This window comes from Natrinema pellirubrum DSM 15624, from assembly GCF_000230735.2.
Taxonomy (GTDB): Archaea; Halobacteriota; Halobacteria; order Halobacteriales; family Natrialbaceae; genus Natrinema; species Natrinema pellirubrum.
Window position 1 is genome coordinate 3,269,019 of sequence record NC_019962.1, and the last position, 22,695, is coordinate 3,291,713.

The 22,695-nt window shown below is 67.5% G+C and carries 24 protein-coding genes; 9 read left to right on the top strand and 15 right to left on the bottom strand.

The window, feature by feature from the left end; genetic code table 11:
• Positions 1-323: 323 nt before the first annotated feature.
• Together NATPE_RS15800 and NATPE_RS15805 are read right to left on the bottom strand one after the other, a co-directional pair.
• Positions 324-1,052, bottom strand: coding sequence for a 5-formyltetrahydrofolate cyclo-ligase (locus NATPE_RS15800; protein WP_015299200.1), 729 nt, complete (start codon positions 1,050-1,052; stop codon positions 324-326).
• Position 1,053: 1 nt separating this feature from the next.
• Positions 1,054-1,620 (bottom strand): MogA/MoaB family molybdenum cofactor biosynthesis protein, encoded by a 567-nt coding sequence (locus tag NATPE_RS15805; RefSeq protein ID WP_006182595.1) that lies wholly within the window; start codon positions 1,618-1,620, stop codon positions 1,054-1,056.
• A gap of 116 nt (positions 1,621-1,736) precedes the next feature.
• On the opposite strand from NATPE_RS15805, the gene NATPE_RS15810 reads away from it, so the two are divergent.
• Positions 1,737-2,762, top strand: coding sequence for a zinc-binding dehydrogenase (locus NATPE_RS15810; RefSeq protein WP_006182596.1), 1,026 nt, complete (start codon positions 1,737-1,739; stop codon positions 2,760-2,762).
• Positions 2,763-2,835: 73 nt separating this feature from the next.
• The gene (locus NATPE_RS15815) at positions 2,836-3,147 is read left to right on the top strand and encodes a hypothetical protein (protein ID WP_006182597.1); all 312 of its coding nucleotides are present in this window, start codon (positions 2,836-2,838) and stop codon (positions 3,145-3,147) included.
• 12 nt (positions 3,148-3,159) lie between these two features.
• Here NATPE_RS15815 and NATPE_RS15820 read toward each other — a convergent pair whose 3' ends face one another.
• Positions 3,160-3,465, bottom strand: a complete 306-nt coding sequence (locus NATPE_RS15820) for a DUF7853 family protein (RefSeq protein ID WP_006182598.1) — start codon at positions 3,463-3,465, stop codon at positions 3,160-3,162.
• A gap of 211 nt (positions 3,466-3,676) precedes the next feature.
• Here NATPE_RS15820 and NATPE_RS15825 point away from each other — a divergent pair, with 211 nt between their 5' ends.
• Together NATPE_RS15825 and NATPE_RS15830 are read left to right on the top strand one after the other, a co-directional pair.
• Entirely contained in the window at positions 3,677-4,732 is a 1,056-nt protein-coding gene (locus NATPE_RS15825; RefSeq protein WP_006182599.1) for an alkaline phosphatase family protein, read from the top strand.
• Positions 4,732-5,478: a class I SAM-dependent methyltransferase gene (locus tag NATPE_RS15830; protein ID WP_006182600.1), complete on the top strand. Its 747-nt coding sequence runs from the start codon at positions 4,732-4,734 to the stop codon at positions 5,476-5,478. The genes NATPE_RS15825 and NATPE_RS15830 overlap by 1 nt, the downstream gene beginning before the upstream one ends.
• 294 nt (positions 5,479-5,772) lie before the next feature.
• On the opposite strand, the gene NATPE_RS15835 is transcribed toward NATPE_RS15830, so the two are convergent.
• From NATPE_RS15835 to NATPE_RS15855, 5 genes are all read right to left on the bottom strand, one after another.
• Entirely contained in the window at positions 5,773-6,825 is a 1,053-nt protein-coding gene (locus NATPE_RS15835) for a glycoside hydrolase family 15 protein (protein WP_006182601.1), read from the bottom strand.
• Positions 6,822-7,544, bottom strand: a complete 723-nt coding sequence (locus tag NATPE_RS15840) for a class I SAM-dependent methyltransferase (RefSeq protein ID WP_006182602.1) — start codon at positions 7,542-7,544, stop codon at positions 6,822-6,824. The genes NATPE_RS15835 and NATPE_RS15840 overlap by 4 nt, the downstream gene beginning before the upstream one ends.
• 1 nt (position 7,545) lies before the next feature.
• Positions 7,546-8,907 (bottom strand): glycosyltransferase family 4 protein, encoded by a 1,362-nt coding sequence (locus NATPE_RS15845; protein WP_015299202.1) that lies wholly within the window; start codon positions 8,905-8,907, stop codon positions 7,546-7,548.
• 86 nt (positions 8,908-8,993) lie between these two features.
• Complete coding sequence (locus NATPE_RS15850) at positions 8,994-9,554, bottom strand: NUDIX hydrolase (protein WP_006182604.1); 561 nt, start codon at positions 9,552-9,554, stop codon at positions 8,994-8,996.
• A gap of 70 nt (positions 9,555-9,624) precedes the next feature.
• Positions 9,625-10,596 (bottom strand): diacylglycerol/lipid kinase family protein, encoded by a 972-nt coding sequence (locus NATPE_RS15855; protein ID WP_006182605.1) that lies wholly within the window; start codon positions 10,594-10,596, stop codon positions 9,625-9,627.
• 54 nt (positions 10,597-10,650) lie between these two features.
• On the opposite strand from NATPE_RS15855, the gene NATPE_RS15860 reads away from it, so the two are divergent.
• Together NATPE_RS15860 and NATPE_RS22790 are read left to right on the top strand one after the other, a co-directional pair.
• Positions 10,651-11,376 carry a PHP domain-containing protein gene (locus NATPE_RS15860; RefSeq protein ID WP_172637302.1) on the top strand — a complete coding sequence of 242 codons (726 nt, stop codon included), beginning with the start codon at positions 10,651-10,653 and terminating at the stop codon, positions 11,374-11,376.
• Positions 11,377-11,873: 497 nt separating this feature from the next.
• A complete protein-coding gene (locus NATPE_RS22790; protein WP_006182607.1) occupies positions 11,874-12,041 on the top strand; it encodes a hypothetical protein in 168 nt (55 codons plus the stop codon).
• A gap of 121 nt (positions 12,042-12,162) precedes the next feature.
• On the opposite strand, the gene NATPE_RS15865 is transcribed toward NATPE_RS22790, so the two are convergent.
• Both NATPE_RS15865 and NATPE_RS15870 read right to left on the bottom strand, forming a co-directional pair.
• Positions 12,163-14,031: a PAS domain-containing protein gene (locus tag NATPE_RS15865; RefSeq protein WP_006182608.1), complete on the bottom strand. Its 1,869-nt coding sequence runs from the start codon at positions 14,029-14,031 to the stop codon at positions 12,163-12,165.
• 115 nt (positions 14,032-14,146) lie between these two features.
• On the bottom strand, positions 14,147-14,560 hold the full coding sequence (locus NATPE_RS15870) for an Lrp/AsnC family transcriptional regulator (protein ID WP_006182609.1): 414 nt from the start codon (positions 14,558-14,560) through the stop codon (positions 14,147-14,149).
• Positions 14,561-14,662: 102 nt separating this feature from the next.
• Here NATPE_RS15870 and carA point away from each other — a divergent pair, with 102 nt between their 5' ends.
• On the top strand, positions 14,663-15,742 hold the full coding sequence (carA, locus tag NATPE_RS15875; RefSeq protein ID WP_006182610.1) for a glutamine-hydrolyzing carbamoyl-phosphate synthase small subunit: 1,080 nt from the start codon (positions 14,663-14,665) through the stop codon (positions 15,740-15,742).
• A 121-nt stretch (positions 15,743-15,863) separates the two neighbouring features.
• On the opposite strand, the gene NATPE_RS15880 is transcribed toward carA, so the two are convergent.
• The 3 genes from NATPE_RS15880 to NATPE_RS15890 all read right to left on the bottom strand — a co-directional run bounded on the left by NATPE_RS15880 (position 15,864) and on the right by NATPE_RS15890 (position 18,839).
• On the bottom strand, positions 15,864-16,814 hold the full coding sequence (locus tag NATPE_RS15880; RefSeq protein WP_006182611.1) for an FAD-binding protein: 951 nt from the start codon (positions 16,812-16,814) through the stop codon (positions 15,864-15,866).
• Positions 16,815-17,990 (bottom strand): ABC transporter substrate-binding protein, encoded by a 1,176-nt coding sequence (locus NATPE_RS15885; RefSeq protein WP_006182612.1) that lies wholly within the window; start codon positions 17,988-17,990, stop codon positions 16,815-16,817.
• A gap of 90 nt (positions 17,991-18,080) precedes the next feature.
• On the bottom strand, positions 18,081-18,839 hold the full coding sequence (locus tag NATPE_RS15890) for an SIMPL domain-containing protein (protein ID WP_006182613.1): 759 nt from the start codon (positions 18,837-18,839) through the stop codon (positions 18,081-18,083).
• A 136-nt stretch (positions 18,840-18,975) separates the two neighbouring features.
• Here NATPE_RS15890 and cysK point away from each other — a divergent pair, with 136 nt between their 5' ends.
• Complete coding sequence (gene cysK, locus NATPE_RS15895; RefSeq protein WP_006182614.1) at positions 18,976-19,920, top strand: cysteine synthase A; 945 nt, start codon at positions 18,976-18,978, stop codon at positions 19,918-19,920.
• Between the two features lie 130 nt (positions 19,921-20,050).
• The gene (locus tag NATPE_RS15900; RefSeq protein WP_006182615.1) at positions 20,051-20,839 is read left to right on the top strand and encodes an enoyl-CoA hydratase/isomerase family protein; all 789 of its coding nucleotides are present in this window, start codon (positions 20,051-20,053) and stop codon (positions 20,837-20,839) included.
• Between the two features lie 30 nt (positions 20,840-20,869).
• Here the strand turns inward: NATPE_RS15900 and NATPE_RS15905 are convergent, their stop codons facing one another.
• Positions 20,870-21,769, bottom strand: coding sequence for a glycosyltransferase family 2 protein (locus NATPE_RS15905; protein WP_006182616.1), 900 nt, complete (start codon positions 21,767-21,769; stop codon positions 20,870-20,872).
• A gap of 53 nt (positions 21,770-21,822) precedes the next feature.
• A complete protein-coding gene (locus NATPE_RS15910; protein WP_006182617.1) occupies positions 21,823-22,530 on the bottom strand; it encodes a class I SAM-dependent methyltransferase in 708 nt (235 codons plus the stop codon).
• Positions 22,531-22,695 lie beyond the last annotated feature (165 nt).

The window sequence follows — 22,695 nt, forward strand, 5'->3', positions numbered from 1 at the left end:
TCGCGTGGAGGTCGACGGGCAGACCCCAAGGCACCCACCACCTGTTCCCGCGACTTCCAGCAACCCCACCACAGCACCCTTCCCCCACCACTGCCAACCGATTCTCGCCGACGCGAGCCCGCCCCACCGGCTCGCGTCACACCCTGCGACCCTGGCATTCGGGGCACGGCCCGACCGTGCCCCGGGGATGGATCCCCTTTCCTCGACGCTGAACGATAGTCGCCACTGAAAGTCATTGCACACTGATCGCACGACAGGAGCGCGGTTCGGAGCGAGCGACGTGAGCGAGAACCGCGGACAGTGTGATCAGTGTGTGAATCGTTTCAGTGGCTACTATACCGCTCCCGGAGCCGCCGGAGGACCGGAATCTCCGCGAGTCGCTCGTCTTCGAGCAGGTCCCAGTCGATGCCGGCCGGCTGGTCGTCGGTCTCGGGCCGGAACGTACGGTCGGGCGTGACCACGAGATCCATCGCGACGTCGTGGCTCCCGATCGCGACCGGGTCGTCGATCACCTGCCGCTCGTGGACCGTCGTCGCGACCGGCGTCGAGTCGTTGACGAGACCGAGATCTCGGAGGACGGCGTACTCGAGGTCGCTGTAGCCCTCGCCCTTGCCGATGCGGCCGCCTGCTTTCGTCACGGCGACGCTCCCGGAGACGATCAGATCGACCCGATCGACCTCGTCGGGGCCGACCTGCTCGCCGTGGTCCGACGAGCCCGAGACGGTCGTCGCCGCGTCGTAGTCGGTGAGTTCGTCCGGATCGAGCTTCAGGAAGCACTTCTCGTCCCGGAGCCGCGGGACGGCCATGTAGACGGTCTTGCCCTCGCGCAACGCCCGCCGGCGGACGAGCAGCTGCGGCGCGTCGGGATTGGCCTTGATCGCCGTCGCTCGCTCCCACTCGGATTGCTCGGCCAGTCGATCGGCGGCGTCGTCGGCCCCTGCGAAGTTCGGGATCCGGCCGTGGGGCGGGAACGGGAACCGGGCTTCTCCACTCACCTCCAAGTCATCCCAGACGCGCTCGCGGACGGCCGTCTTCTCGAGAGTCTCGCTCACGTCAGGCACCCCCGTCGGCGGGTTCGGCCCCGTTCGCGTCGGTCGGTTCCTCGTCGGCGTCGGATGCCTCGTACCCGGCGCGCTCGACGAGGGACGGTGCCTCCTCGAGAACGATCTCCTCGATGGCGAGCTGGACCGCGTCGACGTGACCCGGCAGGCAGAAGACCGGCGTGCCGTCGGCCACACCCGCGAGCGTCCGTGCGCCGACGACTTCCGTGCCGACCCGCTCGTAGCCGAGGACGGTGACGAGTTCGCTGAACGCGGCCAGTTCCTTCTTCAGGAGCGGTTCGACCGCCTCGATCGTGATATCGCCGGGCTCGACACCGGTCGCGCCGGCCGTGATCACGATATCGACGTCGTCGCGGTCGAGCAGCCGTGAGACGATCGACTGGACCGTATCGTGGTCCGAGTTGACGTGTTCTCGTACCGCGACCTCGTGTCCGTCAGCCTCGAGGAGATCGGTGACCGTCTCCCCGGCCGCGTCCTCCTCGAGCCCGCGGTCCGAGGCGATCGTGATGACGCCGGTACAGAGCGTGTCCGCGGCTGCGTCCGCGTCCGTCTCGTCCATACGCCTGCCTTCGAAAGCCGGCGGGTAAAAGCTACGCACGCATCCGTATCGACGATCCCTACGTCAGGTGCTGGTAGCCCAACTGTTATGGACGCCGTTTCCGTTGGCCACGGTATATGCAAGCGGTCCAAATCACGGAACACGGCGACACCGACGTCATCGAGTACGGCGAGTTCCCCGACCCCGAGGTCGATCGGGACGAGGTACTGATCGATGTCAAGGCGGCCGCGCTCAACCACCTGGACATCTGGACGCGCCGCGGAATGCCCGGCCTCGACCTCGAGATGCCCCACATTCCCGGCAGCGACGCGGCGGGCGTCGTCGAGGAGGTCGGCGAGGACGTCACCCGCTTCGAGGAAGGCGACCGCGTCGCGGTCTCGGCCGGCGTCGGCGACCTGCGGATGGACGACCCGACGCTCGACCCGAAGTTCCACATCATCGGCGAACACGTCCGGGGCGTCCACTCCGAGTACGCCGCCGTCCCCGAGGATAACCTGATTCCCGTCCCGGAGGGCGTCGACTGGGCGGTCGCCGGCTCGAGCAGTCTGGTCTTCCAGACCGCATGGCGCATGCTCATCGAGCGAGCGGACCTCGAGGCCGGCGAGAGCGTCCTCGTGCTGGGGGCAAGCGGCGGGGTCGGCCACGCCGCCCTCCAGATCGCCGACTACGCGGGCGCGGAAGTCTACGCGACCGGTAGCACCGAGGAGAAACTCGAGTACGCCGAGGAACACGGCGCGGACCACGTCTGTAACTACGAGGAGGAGAACTTCGCGGACTGGGTTCTCTCGGAGACGGACGGCCGTGGCGTCGACGTAGTCGTCGAACACGTCGGTGCGCCCACCTGGCGGGACTCGCTGAAGAGCCTGACCAAGGGTGGCCGGCTCGTGACCTGTGGCGGCACCGGCGGGGGTAACCCCGAGACGGACATCCCGCGGATCTTCTGGGAACAGCTCACGATCATCGGCTCGACAATGGCTACGCCCGAGCAGGTCGACGACGTGATGGAACTGGTCTGGGACGGCACCTTCGAACCCGCGATCCGCGAGGAGTTGCCGATGAGCGAGACGACCCGCGCTCACGAGATCATCGAGAACCGGGAGGGCTTCGGCAAGGTCGTCGTTCGGCCGGACAGCGAACTCTAACCCCCGTCTCGATCACGGCCGACCCGGTTGGCCAACCGTGAGGGCTTTTACGATGCGGTCAAAGGGTCCGATAGTGAGTTCGAACGACGACGGCGGCTACGTCCACGATCCGGCGGCGTTCGACGCCGACGACGGGGAGAGCGACGAGTCGGCTGCAGACGGCGAAGGTGGGGAGCCGGTCCACCCGGAGGCGGTCGACCGCGAGTTCGACTGGCGCGGCTGGGTCCTCGTCGGCGTCCTCGTGTTCGCCTTCCTGATCGCCCCGACCGCGATCTATCTCTTCCCGCCCGGCGCGGAGGGGTATCGGTTCGCATTACTAATCCTGCCGCTGGCTCCAGCTATTCTGCTCGCCGTGACTGCCGTCTGGGCGACGACGCGCCCCTGAAAAAGCGGTCCCTTAGGGCTCGCGAACGCCCTCGAGGGTCTCGAGGACGGCCGCCCCGTGGCTGACGTCCCGTTCCGGAGCGTCCTCGCGGTCGACGTACGAGACCAACGCGGTATAGAGCCGATCGGCCTGGGAACCGGTGAGTCGCGTCTCGCCGTCGGCTTCGACCGCGTCGATCGACTCGAGTACCCACTCCGGCGGTGTCTCGTCGCCGTCGAGAGCCTCGTCAAGCCGGTTCGACAGGACGTGATGGGCGACCCATTGCTCGTCTCGGGAGAGCGTGACTTCGTACGTCTCGGTTTGTGGTGAGGAACTCATTTCGTCAGACGGGACCGTGGTGTCGGTCCTCAGGCAACGCTACGAACAGCGTGATAATAAGCCTTGTTACCGAGTGTCATGATTGCCGCGTTCCGCTAAACTACAACGGTCGCGTGCCACGCGGGGGTGACCGACGGACCCACGGCCGACAACGGGTCGGCCGTCGATCAAAAGCTACTAACAGAATCGCCCCGAGGAACGGGACGACCGAATGGATCTCACGAGGCTGACGGAATCGATCGCGACCGGCCGCGTCGGACACGCGATCTCCCGGCTCGTCCCGTCGACGGCCGTCTGGGAACGTGAGTGGGACGTCTGTTGTGTCCTCGACGGCTGCCGGTACGATCTCATGCGCGAAACCGCGGCCGCCGGCCACGAGTTGCTGCCGGGGCCCGAGGGGGTGGGCTCGCTGTGGTCGGTCGGCTCCCAGTCGGCAGAGTGGATGGATCGGACCTTCGCCCCCGAGCATCGCGAGCGGATGGCCCGGACCGCCTACGTGACCGGCAACCCGTTTTCCTCGCAACCCTGCGACCACATCCTCGTGACTTCCGACGAGGTCCTCCCGCTTTCGGCCGACGACTTCGGCGTCCTTCACGAGGCCTGGCGCGACGAGTGGGTCGACGACGATATCTCGACGATTCCGCCCACGCCGCTGACCGACGCCGCGATCGCCGTCTGGCGCGCCCGCGAGCGACTGGGGATCGACCGCGTTCTCGTCCACTACATGCAGCCCCATGCCCCCTTCCGATCCCAGCCGGACTGGTTCTTCGGCTCGGCCGACATCGAACACTGGGGCCAGTTCGTCGAGGCCGACGACGATGACGAGGAGTTCGACCCCGAATCGCTGACCGCCGAGGAACGCGAGGCACTCGAGGCATTCGCCGAGGCCGACGACGACGATGACTCGATGAACGACCCCTGGCTGCGGGTCCGCGAGGGCGACCTCTCCCGCGAGGCGGTCTGGGCGGCCTACCGGGACAACCTCGAGTGGGTCTTAGACGACCTGACCCGGCTCTACGAGAACTGCGATGGCCGGCTCGCACTGACCAGCGACCACGGCAACGGCCTCGGCGAGTTCGGTGTCTGGTCGCATCCGCCGGGTACCCCTGTCCCCGCCGTGCGCCGGGTCCCCTGGGTCGTCCGCGAGGGTCGCGACCGAGAGACCTGTGACCCCGCCCTTCCGGCGGGGATCCGCGAGGGCGATTCGGCCGCCGGAGACGACGACGGCGAGATCGAATCGCGCCTCGAGGCGCTGGGGTACCGCTAATGGTCGGGACCCCGATCCGGGACGCGATCTATGCCCTGCGGAAGGCCCGGCTCGGCCTCGAGCGCCGCCGGCTCGATTACGGCCGGGAGACGCGCGAACGGGCCGACCGGATGGCCGACGTGTTACCGGCCTCGGCCGACGAACTCCGCGGCTACGAGCGCGAGTACGACGACCTCGAGTGGTTTCACGACGCCTACGCTGACCGCGTCGCCGAGATCCACGAGGCCGGCGTGGCCACCGACACGACCCACTGGCGCGACGGCGTGACGATCTACGTCGTCTGTCGTGCGCTGGGGGTCGAGACTGCCGTCGAGACCGGCGTGCTGTTCGGCTCGTTCGACGCACACATTTTGGCGGCGATGGAGCGAAACGGCGGCGGGACGCTGCATGCGGTTGACCTGCCCGGTGGCCCGCCCGGCCCCTTCGAGTACGGCCACCTGATCCCCGACCGGTGTCGGGATCGGTGGGAGTTGCATCGAGGTGACGCACGGGAGGTGCTGCCCGACCTGCTCGAGGCGGTCGGCCCCGTCGATTTGTTCCTGCACGACTCGGACCACCGGCTGCCCCACATGCGCTTCGAGTACGAGACGGCGCTTCCGCATCTCGCATCGGGCGGCGTTCTGGCCAGCCACGACGTGCGGCTCTCCGGGCTGTTCGACCGGTTCACCGATGCGAACGGGTTGGGGTCGTGTGTGGTCTGTGATACGGGGATCGCTCGAATACCGGCGTCGGAAAATACGTACTGACGACTCGAGGCGTACTGCTATCGTGGCAACACGGGGTCGCCACGCCCTCCCCAGCCGATTCGCTCGTTCCTTTCAGTCACTCGCTCATCCCTCGCACAATGTCGTCGGTCGGCTTCGCTCGGCTCACGGCTCCCTTCGGTCACCGTTCGCAGCATCGAGGCCTCACTACGTTCGGCCTCGCACCGCTCGGCCGACCGACAGCGCGCGCCACCGCAGGTCGGTTAGCCGATCTCGGAGCGATACGGTTCAACAAGACAGTCGATCCACTATTCACCAGCGTCGTCCGAACCGCGCTCACTCCGGTCGCGGGTCGGTGAATAGGTCCGCGGCGGGGGAGAGTCCAGATAACGCATCCGCAGCCAACACCGCCGCTCCGCCGGTCCACGTCGGCCGCTCGCCCGGCCAGAACTCCTCGTCCTCGAACTGGTAGCCCGTCCAGAAGACCCCCTCGTCATCGGTCCACTGGAAGAGCCAGTCGTAGATCTCGCGAGCGCGCTCCGTCCGGCCCACCGCGGCCAGCGAGACGACGAGTTCGCAGGACTCGGCGACGGTCACCCACGGCTCGTCCGCGACGCAACGACAGCCCAGTCCCTCCTCGAGGTACCGATCGAAGCCGGCCTCGAGCCGGTTCCGTGCCGGGTCCCCGGTCAGTACCCCACAGAGGACGGGGTAGAACCAGTCCATCGCATAGCGGGACTTGCTCTCCCACGTGCGGTCGAACCGGTCGGGGCGGGTTCGGATCGCCTCACCGAGGTCGGTACGGGCCGCGAGCCAGCGCTCGCGGGCCGCGTCGTGGCCCAGCACGTCCGCGATCGCCGCGCCACAGGCCAAACTCTTGTAGAGGGAGGCACAGCCCGAGATCAGTGCGTCCTCGTAGGGCTCGCCGTCGGGGCCGACGGTCCAGTAGATCTCGCCGGTCGGAGCCTGCTGGCGACACGCGAACGCGAGGGCATCGCGGACGGTCGGCCACAGTTCTGCGAGGAAGTCCCGGTCTTCGGTACAGAGATAGTGGTGCCAGGCGCCGACGGCGACGTAGGCGCTGCGGTGGGTTTCCTTGCGCGGCTCGTCGCCGGCGTGGGCCCCGTCGTTGTCCTCGGCTTCGCCGTAGGTCGCCCACAGCGCGCCGTCGTCGTGCTGAGCGTCGGCGATCCAGCGGTACGCGCGACGGGCTGCATCCTCGCGGCCGGCGATCGACAGCGCCATCGCACTCTCGACGTGGTCCCACGGATCGGCCGGCCCCTCGGGATACCAGAGGATGAGCCCGTCCGAACGCTGGGCACGTTCGATGTGTTCGAGCGCGGGCTCGAGCCCCCAGTCGGAAAGCGACTCGAGCGTAGCGTTGCTCACGCCGACCCCTCCAGTTCGAAGTAGTAGACGACGCTCTTGCCCAGCGCGGGGTCGAGCCCGCGCTCGAGCAGCCGCACGGGCCGGGGCGACTCGAGGACGTCCCACTCGAGGAACCGATCGTAGGCCCGCAGGGGCAGGGGCGCGTCACCCTGTTGGTCGCGGTCCCACCAGAGACACTTCAGCCACCAGTAGGGGGCATGCAGGGCGTGGGCGAAGTGGCCGTCGACCCGCTCGAAGCCGCGCCGCTCGATCGCCGCCTGCAGTTCCTCGCGGTCGAAGATCCGAACGTGGCCGCCCTCGACCTCGTGATACTCGTCGGAAAGGGCCCAGCAGACACGCTCGGGGCCGGCCCGCGGAACGCTGACCGCCAGCGCCCCGCCCGGCGTACAGACCCGCCGAAGTTCGTCGAGCGCCGCCTCGTAGTCGGGGATGTGTTCGAGGACCTCGGTACAGCAGACGACGTCGAACGCGCCGTCCTCGAAGGGGAGTCTGAGCGCGTCCCCCGAGAGGAACGTGACCGGCACGTCCGACTCGGGCGCGATGTACTCGTCGTGATCGTCGCGGGCTGCCTCGAGGTTCGCCCGCTCGAGGTCGAGCCCGACGACCTCGCCGACGTTCTCGAGGGCGGCGGCGTTGACGTGGCGGCCCTCGCCACAGCCGACGTCGAGGACCCGCATGCCGGGGGTCAGCGTCAATCGGTCGAAGTCGATCGTCTCCATCTCAGACACCCCGCGACCGGGTTTCGATGGCGGCCCGATACTCCCGGACCGTCTCGCGGGCGGCCCGTTCCCAGTCGAATTCCTCGACGATGCGCTCCCGGCCGCGCCGGCCGAGTTGCCGTCGACGCTCGTCGTCGACGAGTAGTTCGTGAACGGCGTCGGCGATAGCGTCGGAATCGCCCGGTTCGACGAGCACGCCCGCATCGCCGACCACTTCGGGGAGGCCGCCGCCGGTCGTGGCGACCACCGGGATGCCACAGGCCAGCGCCTCGCCGGCAGGCAGGCCAAAGCCCTCGTAGATCGAGGGGACCACGGCGACATCGGCGGTGCCGTAGAGTTCGACCATCCGCTCGTAGCTGATCTCGCTGTGGGTCTCGACCGCGTCTTCGATGCCGAGTTCCGAGACCAGCCGGTCGCAGTCGCCGCCCTCGTCGAACTCGCCGACGACAACGAGTTCGGCGTCGATCGATTCCCGAACGGTCGCGAACCCCTCGAGCAGGTGTCGGGCTCCCTTCAGCGGGACATCGGCGCTGACGGTCGTCATCACGCGCGGGCGGTCATGATCGCCGTCGACGGGGCGAAACAGGTCGGTGTCGATCCCGTTGTGGACGACCCGGATCGAGTCGGGGTCGGCTCCGAAGTCGGTGACGGTGCGGTGTTTGGCCGACTCCGAGACGGTCAGGACGTGGGGCAGTTCCCGAACGACTTCGCGTTGCATCCGCAGGAACCGGTACCACCGCCGGATCAGGAGCCGCTCTTTCCAGTCGTCGGCGGCCGCAAGCGCGGCGTCGCGGTCGACGGTGATCGGGTGATGTACCGTCGCCACGACGGGATGCCCGCGCTCGCGAAGCGTCCGGAGGCCGTGACACAGCGACTGGTTGTCGTGGATCACGTCGTAGTCGGGATCGTGTGTCTCGAAGTAGTCGACGACCCGGCGGCCGAAGGCGTAGGGATCGGGAAAGCCGCCGGTGAGCGCGCTCAGCCACTCGTAGAGCGCAAGCGGCTCCCGCAGATAGGACGGTTCGAACTGCCCCAGCCGGTCGAGTTCGTCGACCACGTTCTCGCCGGGGAGTTTCACCAGTCCGACGTCGTCGTCGAGGTCGGGATACGGTTTGCCCGAAATGACGTCGACGGAGTGGCCCAGCTCCGTCAGCGCTCGGCTCAGGTACTTGACGTAGACGCCCTGTCCCCCGGAGTAGGGGTTCGAGCGGTAGCTCAACAGACAGATATCGAGCTGTTCGGCGGGCCGCTTCGCCTCGGCCGACGGCTCCGCCGTCGCCGCCGTAGCGGGCGACTCCCCCGTCGACGCGACCGACGTACTGATACTCCCCCGGAGAAGCCGTCTGAGCGTACCCATCACCATCGCAGTCTATCCGCCATGTGTGGGCACTCCCCTATAAACCTCCCGCTCGTGTACTGTTTCTCGAGGGTGTTTCGTCGTGCGTTTCGTTATCGCACGTCCCGTCGCATCGCAATCTCGAACCACGGACAGAGTCGCAGTTGGCGGTACCACTCCGGGTTCGAGTGGAGTCGCTCGTAAGGGACCCACATCAGGCCGGCGACCTCCTCCTCGTTGGGATCGAGGCTCCGGTCGGACAGCGTCAGCTGCAGGACGGCACAGACCTCGTGTTCGACGCCCGCGTTCTCGAAGTAGCGCTTGTACTCGAACCGGTCGGTCAGCTGCAGGTCGTCGTACTGGTCCGGGGAGATCCCCAGTTCCTCCTCGAGACGCTGGCGGGTCGCTTCCTCCTGGCTCTGGCCCTCGACGGGGTGGGAGGCGACGGTGCCGTCCCAGTAGGTGCCCCACAGGCGCTTGTCCGGCGCGCGCTGTGCGAGCAAAATGTTGCCCTCCCCGTCGAAGACGAGCGAGGTAAATGCTCGGTGACGAATCCCGTCGCCGGTGTGGGCGTCGAGCCGGTTGACCAGTTCGAGTTCGGTATCGTCGGCGTCGACGGCGATCACGTCCTGTCCGGCGTTCTCGTGTTGGAGGTCTTCCTCCGGCGTACTCATACCCGCACAATTACCGTGACTCCTGAAACCAGTATCGTCTCGTGACGGCCGTTTCGAATCGATATGCTCCCTATCCGGCGGGTTCGAGCGACCATAGCTCGCCCCCGTCGGGATCGGGGCGGTACGCCTCCCCGACGGGAATCGTGAGCGCGCCGGGCTCGGTCTCGAGTCGCAGCCGTTCGGTCTCGAGAGTCTCGCCGTCCAGACTGTACTCGACGGCGTCCGCACGGCTCTCGATCGACAGCGTCGGCGTTCGTCGGCGGACGATGTGCGTGCTATCGCCGCCGAACAACCCCTCGAGGGCCGCGCCGCTCAGCAGGTCCGTCGTCGCGGCGTCTTCGACGATCGTCACCTCGAGCAGGCCGTCCTCGACGTCGGCCTGTGCGGTCCGTGCGCCAGTAAAACGCCGGCAATTGCCGATGAGGACGAACATCGCCTCGCCCTCCCAGGCGCGGGCCCGTTCGCCGTTCGGGCCCGCGGCCGTCTCGACGCGCAGCGGGAGCGAGTCGAACTCCCCGACCGTCTCGATGGTGTTCTTGACGTAGGCCAGCACACCCAGTTCGGCCTTGCTCTCGGGAGTCGTCTCGCTGCTGGCCTCGGCGGTGATCCCCCCGACACAGGAGTTGACGAAGGTTCGGTCGTTCGCCCAGCCGACGTCGATCTCCCGGCGGCGGCCCTCTTCGATCACCGAAAAGGCATGCTCGATCCCCCGAATCCCGACGTTCGTCGCGAAGTTGTTGCCCGTCCCCGCGGGGACGACGGCGATCGTTGTCGACTCGAGGGCGTCGGCGGCCGCGACGCCGTTGACGACCGCATTGAGCGTGCCGTCGCCGCCGGCCGCGGCGACGAGGTCGGCGTCGGGCGCGGCCTCGCGAGCGAGTCGAGTTGCGTCGCCCGCCTCCTCGGTCCGTCGGATCTCGAAGCCGTGTTGCTCGGCGAGCGCGGTGACGGTGTCGACGTGGTCCCCGCTGCCGCTGACCGGGTTGCAGACGAGGACGCGATCCGCGGCCGCTCGAGCGTCGTCCGGCCCCTCCGATTGCATACCATGGGAGACGCCGGCCGAGCGCAAAAGGGTCTGGCCGGCGTCTGCATATTCGTGTACACCGTCGACCTCCACGCGCACACGCGATTCTTCCATGGCCGCCGCGGGCTCGGCGACCGGTTCGATCCGCTGGGCGTCAGACTCCTCACCGAGGTGGCCGAACGCCGCGGCCTCGACGGGGTCGCAACCACCAATCACGACTACTACACGCCGTTCGATCCCGCGCCCGACGTGGCGACGCTACCGGGCATCGAGATCACCACGGATCGGGGCCACGTCCTCGTCGTCGGCCCCGATCCGCCCCGTGCGACGAAACCCGGTGCGCTCTCGCCCGAAGAAGCCGTCGCGCTGGCCCACGACCGCGATTGTGCCGCCATCGTCGCCCACCCCTTCCGGAACAGCACGGTGCGGGAACTCGAGGACGTTCCCTTCGACGCGATCGAGGTCAACGGCAAACACCCCCGCTCGCAGCCGCTGGTCGAGGAGTTGGCCGGCGAACGCGACCTGCCGCTGGTCGGCGGCAGCGACGCCCACTACCCCGTCGAAGTGGGCCGGGCCTACACGGTCGTGGAGGCCGACCGGCTCACCCCCGAATCGATCGTCGCGGCCATCCGCGACGGCCGGGTGAGCGCGACCGTCTCGAGATCCGGGTTCGACAGCCTGCTGCGGCGGGCCTACCGCGTGGTCCACGACCGGAAGGGCGTGATCGACGCCATCGACCGCCCGACGCCCGGCGTGGGCACACCGCCCGGCGAGGACGACAACTCGGTCGAGCAGTAACGGCCGCTCTCCGACAGCAACTCGACCAGCCACCGTGCGGTGGCGCGCGCTGAACTGTGCCGAGCGGGAGTGAGGCACAGTTCGAAACCGTGCGAGGGATGAGCGAGCGACTCTGGAGCGAGCGAATCGGCTGGGGAGGGCGTGGCCACCCCGTGTTGCCACGATAGTAGCACACTCATCGTCGATATCATCCTTCTCAGACACAGTCATCGATCGATCATCTCGAGCAGACACCGTCAGATTCCACACCAGTAACAGTAGATATAAGTTTCTACTACCCAACAATTAGTACGGAAGCCGATCTCCAGCAGGGGACGTCTCGAAACGTCCCGGGTGGACCTAGCACCCGAGACCCGGCTTCCAACCCGAGAGGGTTAGCAAGCCATGATTCAGTTCGTTCTACCGGGATATAAACGTCCCGCACGACAGCCGTATCGCCAGTCGCGACTACACTCGAGTCCGTCCCCACTCGCTCGAGATCCCACGGAGGCGGGCCGATGAGTAGCGACCCCGAGACCGGCGACGACGACACGCCGTTTCCCGACTGTCCGACCTGCGGCGAGCCGGTCGCGTTCGTCGTCGCCACGGGGCCGTCCACCGGCACCGTCGAACCCTGTGGCTGCTCGTTGCCGCCGGCCCTGTTGACGCCCGATCGGGAGGACTGACAGGGGCCGTCTGACCGGCGCTCGAGGACCACCGGTGACCCGCTCGAGGTCGCATGCAACGCCTCGCTGGCGGTTCGTGTCTCCGAACCGCGGCGGCACAGTCGCCCCCACCGCGGGCGGGCTACGTCGCCGGCGGCACCCGGAGCGTGACGATCGTGCCACGCGGCTCGTTCTCGCTGATCCGCAGTTCGCCCCCGACGTTCTTCGTCACCCAGTAGATGAGCCACAGCTCGAGGCCGGTGCCGTGGACGAGCGGCGTCTCGTGACCCAGTTCGATCATCGGTCGTTCTTCCGCCGGGATGCCGGGGCCGTTGTCGGCGATCACGATGTCGACCCAGTCACCGCTGTCGGTCGCCTCGGGCGGGGTGACGCCGACCGTCACGTCCGGGACGGGGCGGTCGTTGTGACTGACGGCGTTGTGGATCGCCTCTCGGATTGCCATCTCCAGGCGGTCGTCGGCCTGTACCGGGACGGAATCGGGGGCCGTGACCGTGATCGCGGCGTCCGGGTACTGCTCGTCGAAGTCGGCCGCCAGCCTCGAGACCATCGCGCCGACGTCACAGGTCGCGTCGGCGTCTCGCTCCCGCTGGAACAGGTCCCGAACGGCGGCCGCGTTCTCGCTGATCTTGAGGAGGTCGGCCGCCTGCTCTTCGATCGCCGTCACGGCGGTGTGACGCTCCGCCGCGGCGGACGCCGTCCGGAGCCGGGTCGCGTTCCCTTTGATGACGTTCATCGCATTTCGGATGTTGTGTCGCAGGATTCTGTTGAGGACGCCCAGACGCTGTCGCCGCAACCGCTGTGCCGTGATATCGGTCTCGATGGCCACGAAATGCGTGATCTCGCCCGCGTCGTCGGTAATCGGTGCGATCGTCTGGTCGACGTGGTACAGTTCGCCGGACTTGCGCCGGTTGACGAGTTCGCTTTCCCAGATCTCGCCCGAGCCGATCGTGTCCCAGAGGTCCTCGTAGAACGCCTCGTCGTGCTTTCCGGACTTGACGATCCGTGGATTCAGACCGACGGCCTCCGTTCGGCTGTATCCGGTGTCCCGTTCGTAAGCCGGGTTGACGTACTCGATGGTCCCGCTGCGATCCGTGATGATGATCCCGTGACCGGCCTGTTCGACCGCTTTTCGGAAGAGCTGCAACTCCCGCTCGCGTTCCTTCCGAGCCGTGACGTCCTGAACCGCGCCGCGTAACGCGACGACGGTTCCGCCCTCCGTGACCGGTTTCCCGACCGTCCGGACCCATCGGTCGTTCCCCTCGGCCGTGACGATTTCGAGGACGCCGTCGTACGACTCCTCGTCGTGTCGACATGCCTCGACGAACGCCCGAATCCGGGGCCGATCGGCGGGCCGGTAGAACTCGATCGCGTCCGGAAGCGTCGGCTCGTAGTCGTCGTCGACCTCGAAGATCGCTCGCGTCCCGTCGGTCCACCGGAGATCGTTCGTTCGGAGATCGAGTTCCCACCCGCCGACGGCCGCGAGGTCCTCCGCTTTCGTCAGGAGGTCCCGGTTCCGCTCGAGTTCACGCTCCGGCGTCTCCCGTTCGGAGATGTCACGAACGATGCCGACGATCCGGCGAACCGGACCGCTCGAGTCGGCCGGGTGCAGCGTCGTCTCGACGGTTCGTTGCCCGACCGGCAACGAACGCGTCGCGCTGACATCGACCGGCTCTCCGCCCTCGACACACTCCCGGTAACGGCGGAGCGTCTCGCCGTCGGGACGCAACTCGAACACGTTCTGTAAGGACTTTCCAGTGACCGACGCGTCGGTCAGGCCAGTCGCCGCTTCGTAGGCCGGGTTGACGCGTCGGAACGTGAACTCGAGATCCCGCCCCGTCCGTTCGACGTCGATTAGAAAGACTGCCCCCTCGACGGCGTGAAACAGCGTTTCGGCCTCGTCGGGGGCCACCGGTCGGTCCCGATTCGAATCCCCCGCCCGATCGGTCGCGACCGACTCGTTTCGGTTTCCGGAGCGTTTCTCGGTGGTCATTGGAACGGAATGTGGCCCATCGGGCAAAAAAGCGAGGAAGTTCGCCTACCGAACGGGAACACCGGCGCGACTCGAGTCGCCGTCGGTTCGTCCCGGGTCGACGCGAGCGGCGGATTCAGCCGAGTTCCTCGTCCAGAATCAGCCGCGTTTTCGTACTCACGACCTCCTCCTGATCGCGGGCCTTGGTGATCAGATCGTTGACCCCGCGCGTGTCCGCGGCGTCGACGACGAGGACGACGTCCTGTTCGCCCGAGACCATCCAGACGAAGTCGACCTCGTTCCACTCGGCGATCCGCTCGGAGACGGCCTTGGTGTCGACGTCGACCGCGACGCTGAGTTCGATCATCGCCTGGACGTTGCCCGTCCGGGTCGAGATCGTAAAGCGCTCGATGACGTCGTCGTCTAGCATTCGCTCGACGCGGTTCCGGACGGTCCCCTCGCTGGTCCCCACTTCGTCGGCGATCTCCGTGTAGGGCGTTCGGCTGTCTCGCCGGAGAATATCGAGGATCTGTCGGTCCAGGTCGTCCATGGAGATGCGTACCTACGGCGAACCCGCACTTACCGATTACGAAAATCGTAACTGAGTTTCGAAGACAACACTTATGCCGGTCCATCCGATACGTAGATCGTAATGACGGAAGCCTACGTCGCACTGGAAGGCGGCCACGTACTCGAGGGACGTGGTCGTGCCGACGGGACTGCCCGCGGCGAAATCGTATTCACAACAGCGTATACCGGCTACGAGGAGAGTCTCACCGATCCCTCCTACGAGGAGCAGATCCTCACGTTCTCGTATCCGCTAATCGGCAACTACGGCGTCCGCGAGGAGCGCTTCGAGGACGACCGCATCCACCCCCGCGCCGCGATCGCCAAGGAGTTCACCGACGAGATCGTCGACTGGTTCGAGCGCGAGGGGATCCCGGCGGTCGACCACCTCGACACCCGCGACGTCGTCACCGACATCCGCGACGGCGGCGCGATGAAATGCGGTATCGCCGTCGGCGAGGACGTCACCGAGGAGGACGCCTTAGAGCAACTCGAGGCCTGCAAGGCGATGAGCGACCACACCGACATCGGCGCACAGGTCAGCGTCGACGAGCCCGAGGTCTACGGCGAAGACAACGACGGCGAGACGGTCGCACTGATCGACTGCGGCGCGAAGGGCTCGATCATCAGCTCGCTGCTCGAGCGCGACGCGACGGTTCACGTGCTGCCCTACGACGCCGACGTGTCCGCGGTCGAGGCCGTCGACCCCGATCTGCTCTTCATCTCGAACGGCCCGGGCGACCCGGTCAACTTCGGGCAAGCGATCACCCTCGTCGAGGCGTTCGTCGAGGACACGCCCGTTGCGGGCATCTGTCTCGGCCAGCAGATCGTCGCCGAGGCCCTCGGCGGGTCGACCGAAAAGATGACCTTCGGCCACCGCGGCGTCAACCAGCCCGTCCTCGACTTAGAGTCCGGGCAGGTCGTGATGACCACCCAGAACCACGGCTACACCGTTGCCGACCCCGGGGAACACCTCGAGGTCACCCAGATCAACGTCAACGACGACACGCCGGAAGGAATCGACGGCGTCGAGTACGACGTGATCACCCGCCAGTACCATCCCGAGGCCAACCCCGGCCCGCACGACACCCTCGACTTCTTCGACGACGTCCTCGCCATGGCTTCCGGGCGAGCGGACTCGCAGGCGGTTCCGGCCGACGACTAACGGCCGCGACCCCCGTTTTCCGTTCGGTATTCACTACGTACCTCGATAGAGCGTGCGATGCGAACCCGATCACTCGAGCGTGCGATCGAACACGCAATCGCCGCTCGCGGGCCGTCTCCGGTCAGTCCCTCGTCGGCTCGTCGCCGTCCGCGTCGCGAACGTACGCGCGGATCGCGTCGTCGTCGACGGCCTCGAGCAGCACGTCGTCGTCGAGCGCGGCCGCAAGCCGTCGCTGGCCGCGTTCGGCCCGCCGGTTCGCAGTTTCGGGGTCGACGTAGCTGCCCTCGCGCTCGTCGGCGTAGGCCTCCGCGAGGCGACGGATCTCGGCGGGGTCGTACTCCTCGGGGGCGTCCGATTCGAACAGATCGACCCAGCGGTCGGGATCGGCCCACTCCTCGGCCCTGTCTGCGGCGTCGCGTCGCCAGTCGTAGCGCTCGGCGAACCGGCCCCAGTAGCCCGCGTCCTCGCGGCGGTCCCGGAGCAGCGACCGGGCGACCGTCGCGCCGTGGCCGGCCGCGATAATCGCCTGATCGCCACAGCCCGCCAGCGGGCCGGCGACGTAGAGTCCGTCGACCGGCGTCCGGCCGTCGGCGTCGGGATAGGTTTCGTCGAAGCGCTCGACCGTCTCGCCGTCGCGCTCCTCGGTGACGAACAGCGCGTCGGGGTCGTCGAGCCCGCGGAGATACGAGCCATCGTACTTACTCGCGGCGATCACGTACCGCGTCCGGTAGGACGCTCCGTCCTGCGTCTCGAGCCGAAACCCGCCGTCGGCCGGCAACGCGACGGACTCGACGAGGGCCTCGCGGCACCGACAGCCCGCCGTCTCGGCGTGATCCTGTGCGAGATCGAGGAAGGTCTCGACGTCGATCCCGCCGGGGAAGCCGAGGTAGTTCTCGAGGGAGACACACCGCCGTAGCGACGAGGGGCCGCGGTCGAAGATCGTCGTCTCGAGGCCCGCTCGCGCGGTGAAGACGCCGGCGGCGCAGCCGGCCGGCCCGCCGCCGACGACGGCTACGTCGGCATCGAACTCGCGGTCGGTGCGGCCGTCCGTGTCGTCGCTGTCTGCGCCCATCTACGCGCCCTCGGTGACGATCTCCGCGACGCGCTGGCGGTCGAACAGCTGCTCGGCGGCCGGAATCTCGGGGTAGGACTCGCCCGACTCGTAGCCGGGCCACTCGCCGAACTGCTCGGGGTAAAGCTGCTTGGCCGTCATCTCGAGCTGGAAGAGGTGCATGAGCGGCCCCTGATAGCGCATCCCGCCGGGGACGACCCGGTCGTCCTGAACCGCGGTGAGCTGGCTGCCGGCGGAGTCGTTTGCCAGCCGCTTGCGAACGTTGCCGATGGCGTATCGGGGCGTGATCCCCCAGAGGTGGAGGATCACGTCGGGATCTTCCTCGAGCATCGCCTCGTAGCCGACGGTGCCCCAGTCGCGCTCCCAGTCCCGGTCGGCGAAGACGTCGCGGGCCCCGAGCGGGCGCGTGTCCGCCTGCCAGTAGCCGTCCGCATTGAGGTGGTAGGCGAAGAACTGGCCGTCGTCCAGCGTGACGCGGGCGACCGTCGGCCGCTCGCTCTCGGGCGGGAGCTTCGACGCGATGTGTGAACGCAGGTCGGCGTGGACTTCGGCGAGGGCCTCGTAGCGTTCTTCCTCGCGAAAGACCGCGGCGACCCGCTCGAACAGCTCCCAGAGCGTGTAGTACTCGTAGCTGTCGGCGTAGGCCGACGCGGGCTCGCTGTGGACGCCGCTGTGGAAGTTGCCGACCCACGGGCCGATCTGATCGGCGACGTCCGCGATCCTCGAGTCGTCCCAGTCGTCGTCGGTCTTGACGGGGTAGGACGGGTCGAGGAAGTGAACGTCGCTGTCGAGGGCGTAGAGTTGCTCTTCGCTGAGTCCCTCCGCGAGGGGGTTCTCGAGCCCTTCCCACTCGAAGGACACGCCCTCGAGGCGGTCGTAGTAGGTGTTCATCGTCGCGCCGGACATGTCGGGCGCAAAGAGGGTGGTGACCGCGTCGCCATGACCGAGTGCGACGGCCATGTCCGCATACTGGGGGAAGGAGACGAAGGCGTCCTCGGGAACGGAATCGAACTCGACCTCGCCCATCGGGGCCATCGAGACGGTATAGGAGTCGCCATCGCTCGTCGATTCGGAATCGATTCCGCCGATACAGCCGGCTACTGCCGCACTGCCGGCCGCGATACCCGTCGCGACGAACGCGCGACGGCTTCGGTCCGCCTGTGGGGTCGGATCCATACGATTTAGGCGCGCCTAATTATTCAAAAAGCGTTCGGTTTTAGGTTGGCCGAAAACGTTGCGGTCCGCCGGACGGGCCCGCCGAAACGGTCACTCCTCGAAGTCGTAGGTGACCGTCACGCTCGCGGTCACGCTGACCGGATCGGCGTCGATTTCGGTCGGCGGGGCCCCGCCGGCACCGCCGGCCGCGTCGTCGCTGGCTTCGGTACGGACCGTATGCACCTGTACGTCACCGGTCGTAACGGCCGCCGTTCCCGTGATCTCGACCTCGCGGTTGTCGGCGATGTGTGCCGCCTCCGCGTCGGCGTTCGCGAGCGCGGCGTCGATCGCGTCCTCGCGTAGCGTCGATCGGGTCTCCTCCTGTAGCGTAAACCGGACCCGGCCGACGTCGTCGGCACCGGCCTCGATCGCGGCGTCGATGACCTCGCCGACCCGGTCGACATCGGAGAGGGTCACGTCGAACGAGTGAGACCCCTCGAACCCGTCGGTCTCGCGCCCGCGAGCGGGATGGACGCGGTACCGCCCCTCCTCGACGTTCTCGTCGGGGATGCCGAGGTCGTCGAAGGTCTCGCGGAGCCGTTCGGCACCGCTGGCGAGTTCGTCGGTGACCGCGTCGGCGCTTTCGCCGGTCGCAGTGACCCCGACATCGACCGTCGCCTGATCCGGTTCGGCCTCGACCTCACCGTCGGCACTCACCGTGATCTCGCCGTCGGCATCGTCGTTCGTGTTCGAGTCCGTAGTCGACCCCGACTCGGGGTCGTCGTCGCCCTCGGTCGCGCTTCCGGTACATCCTGCCACTGCGGCCGCGAGCCCGATACTCGAGGCCGCGAGGAATCGTCGTCGATCCATACTGAACGCTCGTTCGGAAACGGAAAAAAGCCCGCCCCAAGCTCAAACGTGTCTTTGAGCCAGGGCCGCGAGTCACGAACCCGTACGAACCTGTTCGGGATAACGCGGACTGGCGTCCTCGCCAGTGATTCGGGTGATGGACTCATCGCTTCCCGCCGCAGCCGAGATCGATGCCGCAGCGACCGTCGACGAACTGATCGGCGAGACGCCGCTGTTGCGACTCGATGCCGTCGCCGACAACTGTGTCGGGAAAGTCGAGGCGGCCAACCCCTACTCCGTCAAAGACCGGATCGCGCGGGCGATCATCGATGCCGCCGAGCGCGAGGGCGCTCTCGAGCCCGGCGGCACCGTCGTCGAATCGACCAGCGGCAACACGGGGATCGGGCTGGCGGCCGTCTCGGCCGCTCGAGGCTACGACTGTGTGCTGACGATGCCCGAATCGATGTCGACCGAGCGCCGCCAGCTCCTGCGGGCGCTGGGGGCCGACCTCGAGCTGACCCCTGCCGAGGACGGGATGGGCGGCGCCAACGAGCGGGCCGCGGAAATCGTCGCCGATCGGGAGAACGCCGTCCTCGCGGGCCAGTTCGAGAACGAGGCCAACCCGACGGCCCACCGGGAGACGACCGGCCCCGAGATCTGGGCGGCTACGGACGGCGCGGTCGACGCGGTCGTCGCCGGTGTCGGGACCGGCGGCACGATCACGGGCGTCTCGGAGTACATCAAGGAAGAGCGGGGGAAGACCGAGTTCACGTCGGTCGCGGTCGAACCCGCCGAGTCGCCGACCCTCTCGGAACTCAGTTCCGACGGCCACGACATCCAGGGGATCGGCCCCGGCTTCGTCCCGGAGATCCTCCGGACCGAACTCGTCGACGAGGTCCGGGCCGTCGAGGCCGACGACGCCAGGGCCGCGGCCCGGACACTCGGCCGCGAGGAGGGGTTGCTCGTGGGCATCTCCGCCGGTGCAGCGATCGCGGCCGCCGCCGACTACGCCGCCGACAACCCCGACGAACTGATCGTCGTCGTCCTCCCCGACACCGGCGAACGCTACCTCTCGACGGACCTCTACGACATCGAGGACTGACCGCGGACTCGAGTCGTGGAACCCGCCTCGAGCGCGACTGATCCGGGAATCGCGTCGCACTCGAGCGATGGTATCGGCAGGACGTGCGGCCCCAGCCACACTTAACCGGGTCCTGTGCAATGCATCGCTCATGGAATCCGTTGGCAGTGGCCTCGCGGCGATCGACTGGCACGACGACCGGGCCGACGTCTACCTCTCGCGACCCGACAAGCGAAACGCGATGACCGTCCCGCTCATGGACGACCTCATCACGGCCTTCGAGCGGGTCGACGCCGACGAGGACATCCGTGCCGCCACCCTGCTCGGCGAAGGGCCGGTCTTCTGTGCCGGGATGGACCTCGAGATGATGCGCGACCGGGTCGAGCCCGACGCTGGGATCGACCGCAACAAATTCCCCGAGGTCCTCGAGACGATCGAGGAGACCCGCCAACCGGTCGTGGTCGGCATCAAACGCGCCGCGCCCGCGGGCGCGTTCGAACTCACGCTGCCCTGTGACTTCCGGATCATCGGCCGAAACGCGAAGTACGGCCTGCTCGAGGTCCAACTGGGGACCTTCCCCCATGCAGGGGGCACGCAGCGGCTCCCCCGGCTGGTCGGACTCTCGAAGGCCAAAGAGATCGTCCTGACCGGCGAGTTCGTCGACCCCGAGGAGGCCGCCGACATCGGCCTGGCCCACGAGGTCGTCGACACCGACGACGTCGACGAGCGGGCGAAGGCCTTCGCCGACAAACTCTGTGAGAACGCGCCGCTCGGTCTGCGAAACGCGAAGAAAGCCCTCAACGCCGCCCTCGAGACCCCCCTCGAGCAGGGGCTGGCCTACGAGCGCCAACTGGCCTACGAGATCGACGACACCCACGACTACCGCGAGGGGTTCGAGGCGCGACTCGAGGGCCGGGAACCCGAGTTCCGCGGCGAATAACAGGTGGTGGGGCGGGCCCGCGGTATCACATCAGCGCCGGTCGTAGACCCGAACTGCCCGGTCGTGGCGCTCCGAGAGCCCGTTGGGGTTCCGTCGGCTCGAGCGGTCGGCATAGCGGGCGCGGACGCCGTCCCAGAGCCCGCGGGCGATGTTTTCGGTGACATCGACGCCGTCCGAGACCCAGCCGGTCGGCGTCGCCTCGCCGGCGGCCAGTCGGCGGACGCCGCCGGCACCGTCCCGGAGCGCGCTCCCGACGGTCCGGGCGAACACGCTCGGCCGGGGGCCGTAGTTCTTCGCGAGTCGGTAGGACAGCGAGCGGTAGGTCGGCCCCCAGTCGGGGTCGGCCCGGCCGCCGTCGGTCCCGACCTCACGGCGGGCGGCCATCGCCGCGTCCCACGAGACCTCGTACTCGAGGCCGGCCACGCGGTGGGCACAGTCGCACTCGCTTTCCTGGACGAGGTACTCGTCGAACCCGTCCAATGCCTCGAGGACGGACCGCTCGAAGGCGACGTTGTCGCCGTGAAACTCCGTCACCGTCCGGCCGCCGATCCGCCGGGGCGAGCGATCGCGCTCGCGATCGGACCCGCCGGTGATGGGGCCGGTGACGACATCGGTCTCGTCGGCCATCGCCCCCTCGATGGCCGGATACCAGCTGTGATCGATCGTGTACTCGCCGTCGAGGAAGGCGATCGCGTCTCCCGTCGCGAGTTCGAGGCCGGCGTTTCGGGAGACGCCGGGGTTTCGCTCGGAGATCTCGACGAGGACATCGACGTCGTCGCGATCACGGACGACGCCAGTGGTCCCGTCCGAGGACGGGCCGTTGACGACGATGATTTCCGTCGACGACGGCGTTCGTCCCCCGAGGGCGTCGAGACACGACGGCAACCGCTCCCGGTCGTTCAGCGTCGAGACGACTACCGAGAGCTCCATACGTCCCGGTACGGGCTCCTGATAGTAAATAGATTGGATTGACCCCGATGCCGTCACCGAACGCGCGCGTTCCAGTACGATACCGACGCGAAGTGATCGGTGACCGGGAGCGTCCCAACCGCCTCGTCGATCGCCCGAAGTGGCGAGGCGAGCGCGTTCGGAATCGATCGATACAACCCGTAGGGGAGGAGGAAGTCGTCTTCCACGTCGACGAGCGTGAGATCGGTCTTCGCGAGCAGGACCGCCACTTCGCTCTTCGAGTAGAGTCGGGACCCCATCGGCAGCGCCCAGTTGTAGACGCTCCGGCTCGAGAACCGATTGAACGTATCGAAGACGATCTGATCGCGGGCCACCCGTCGCATCTCCTCGAGGAAGGCCTCGGGGTCGTCAGCGAGGTGGAAAAACCGCATCGCGATGACGGTATCGAAGTGATCGTCCGGGAACGGCAGCCGCCCCGCGTCCCCCCGGAGGAACTCCAGCGTTCCCGAAAGCTCGTCCTGTTTCGCCTTCCGTCGTCCCTGCTGTAACATCGCCGCCGAGATGTCGAGTCCGACGACGTCAGCCCCCTGGTGGGCCAGCATGACCGTAAACCGCCCGGTACCACAGGCGATCTCGAGGACCTTGCGGTCCTCGACCGGCATGATGGCCTCGAGGACGGCCTCCTTCTCTCGGCGGTCGATCAGCTGGCCGCCCCGGGAGAAGCGCTTGTCGTCGTATTCCTCGGCGATGTCGTCGGCTTGGTACCACTCCTGTCCTTTCACACTGAGCGAATCTACTGTCGCGATGGGATAAAACGATACTGGAGTCGACTGACGAATCGGTGTCGACGGCAGTTACCCACCCGCCTGCGGTCGATCGGAGCCGGGCACAATATATTGTGTTAATACCTCATTCATATGCCTTATACAAACTGCATTGTTCGTATC

Coding starts and splice junctions, on each gene's coding strand:
- NATPE_RS15845 (WP_015299202.1), bottom strand. CDS start 8,907: ATGGTGATGGGTACGCTCAGACGGCTTCTCCGGGGGAGTATCAGTACG.
- NATPE_RS15900 (WP_006182615.1), top strand. CDS start 20,051: ATGGAATCCGTTGGCAGTGGCCTCGCGGCGATCGACTGGCACGACGAC.
- NATPE_RS15890 (WP_006182613.1), bottom strand. CDS start 18,839: ATGGATCGACGACGATTCCTCGCGGCCTCGAGTATCGGGCTCGCGGCC.
- NATPE_RS22790 (WP_006182607.1), top strand. CDS start 11,874: ATGAGTAGCGACCCCGAGACCGGCGACGACGACACGCCGTTTCCCGAC.
- NATPE_RS15830 (WP_006182600.1), top strand. CDS start 4,732: ATGGTCGGGACCCCGATCCGGGACGCGATCTATGCCCTGCGGAAGGCC.
- NATPE_RS15825 (WP_006182599.1), top strand. CDS start 3,677: ATGGATCTCACGAGGCTGACGGAATCGATCGCGACCGGCCGCGTCGGA.
- NATPE_RS15805 (WP_006182595.1), bottom strand. CDS start 1,620: ATGGACGAGACGGACGCGGACGCAGCCGCGGACACGCTCTGTACCGGC.
- NATPE_RS15850 (WP_006182604.1), bottom strand. CDS start 9,554: ATGAGTACGCCGGAGGAAGACCTCCAACACGAGAACGCCGGACAGGAC.
- NATPE_RS15880 (WP_006182611.1), bottom strand. CDS start 16,814: ATGGGCGCAGACAGCGACGACACGGACGGCCGCACCGACCGCGAGTTC.
- NATPE_RS15865 (WP_006182608.1), bottom strand. CDS start 14,031: ATGACCACCGAGAAACGCTCCGGAAACCGAAACGAGTCGGTCGCGACC.
- NATPE_RS15810 (WP_006182596.1), top strand. CDS start 1,737: ATGCAAGCGGTCCAAATCACGGAACACGGCGACACCGACGTCATCGAG.
- NATPE_RS15885 (WP_006182612.1), bottom strand. CDS start 17,990: ATGGATCCGACCCCACAGGCGGACCGAAGCCGTCGCGCGTTCGTCGCG.
- NATPE_RS15905 (WP_006182616.1), bottom strand. CDS start 21,769: ATGGAGCTCTCGGTAGTCGTCTCGACGCTGAACGACCGGGAGCGGTTG.
- NATPE_RS15840 (WP_006182602.1), bottom strand. CDS start 7,544: ATGGAGACGATCGACTTCGACCGATTGACGCTGACCCCCGGCATGCGG.
- carA (WP_006182610.1), top strand. CDS start 14,663: ATGACGGAAGCCTACGTCGCACTGGAAGGCGGCCACGTACTCGAGGGA.
- NATPE_RS15870 (WP_006182609.1), bottom strand. CDS start 14,560: ATGGACGACCTGGACCGACAGATCCTCGATATTCTCCGGCGAGACAGC.
- NATPE_RS15855 (WP_006182605.1), bottom strand. CDS start 10,596: ATGCAATCGGAGGGGCCGGACGACGCTCGAGCGGCCGCGGATCGCGTC.
- cysK (WP_006182614.1), top strand. CDS start 18,976: ATGGACTCATCGCTTCCCGCCGCAGCCGAGATCGATGCCGCAGCGACC.
- NATPE_RS15820 (WP_006182598.1), bottom strand. CDS start 3,465: ATGAGTTCCTCACCACAAACCGAGACGTACGAAGTCACGCTCTCCCGA.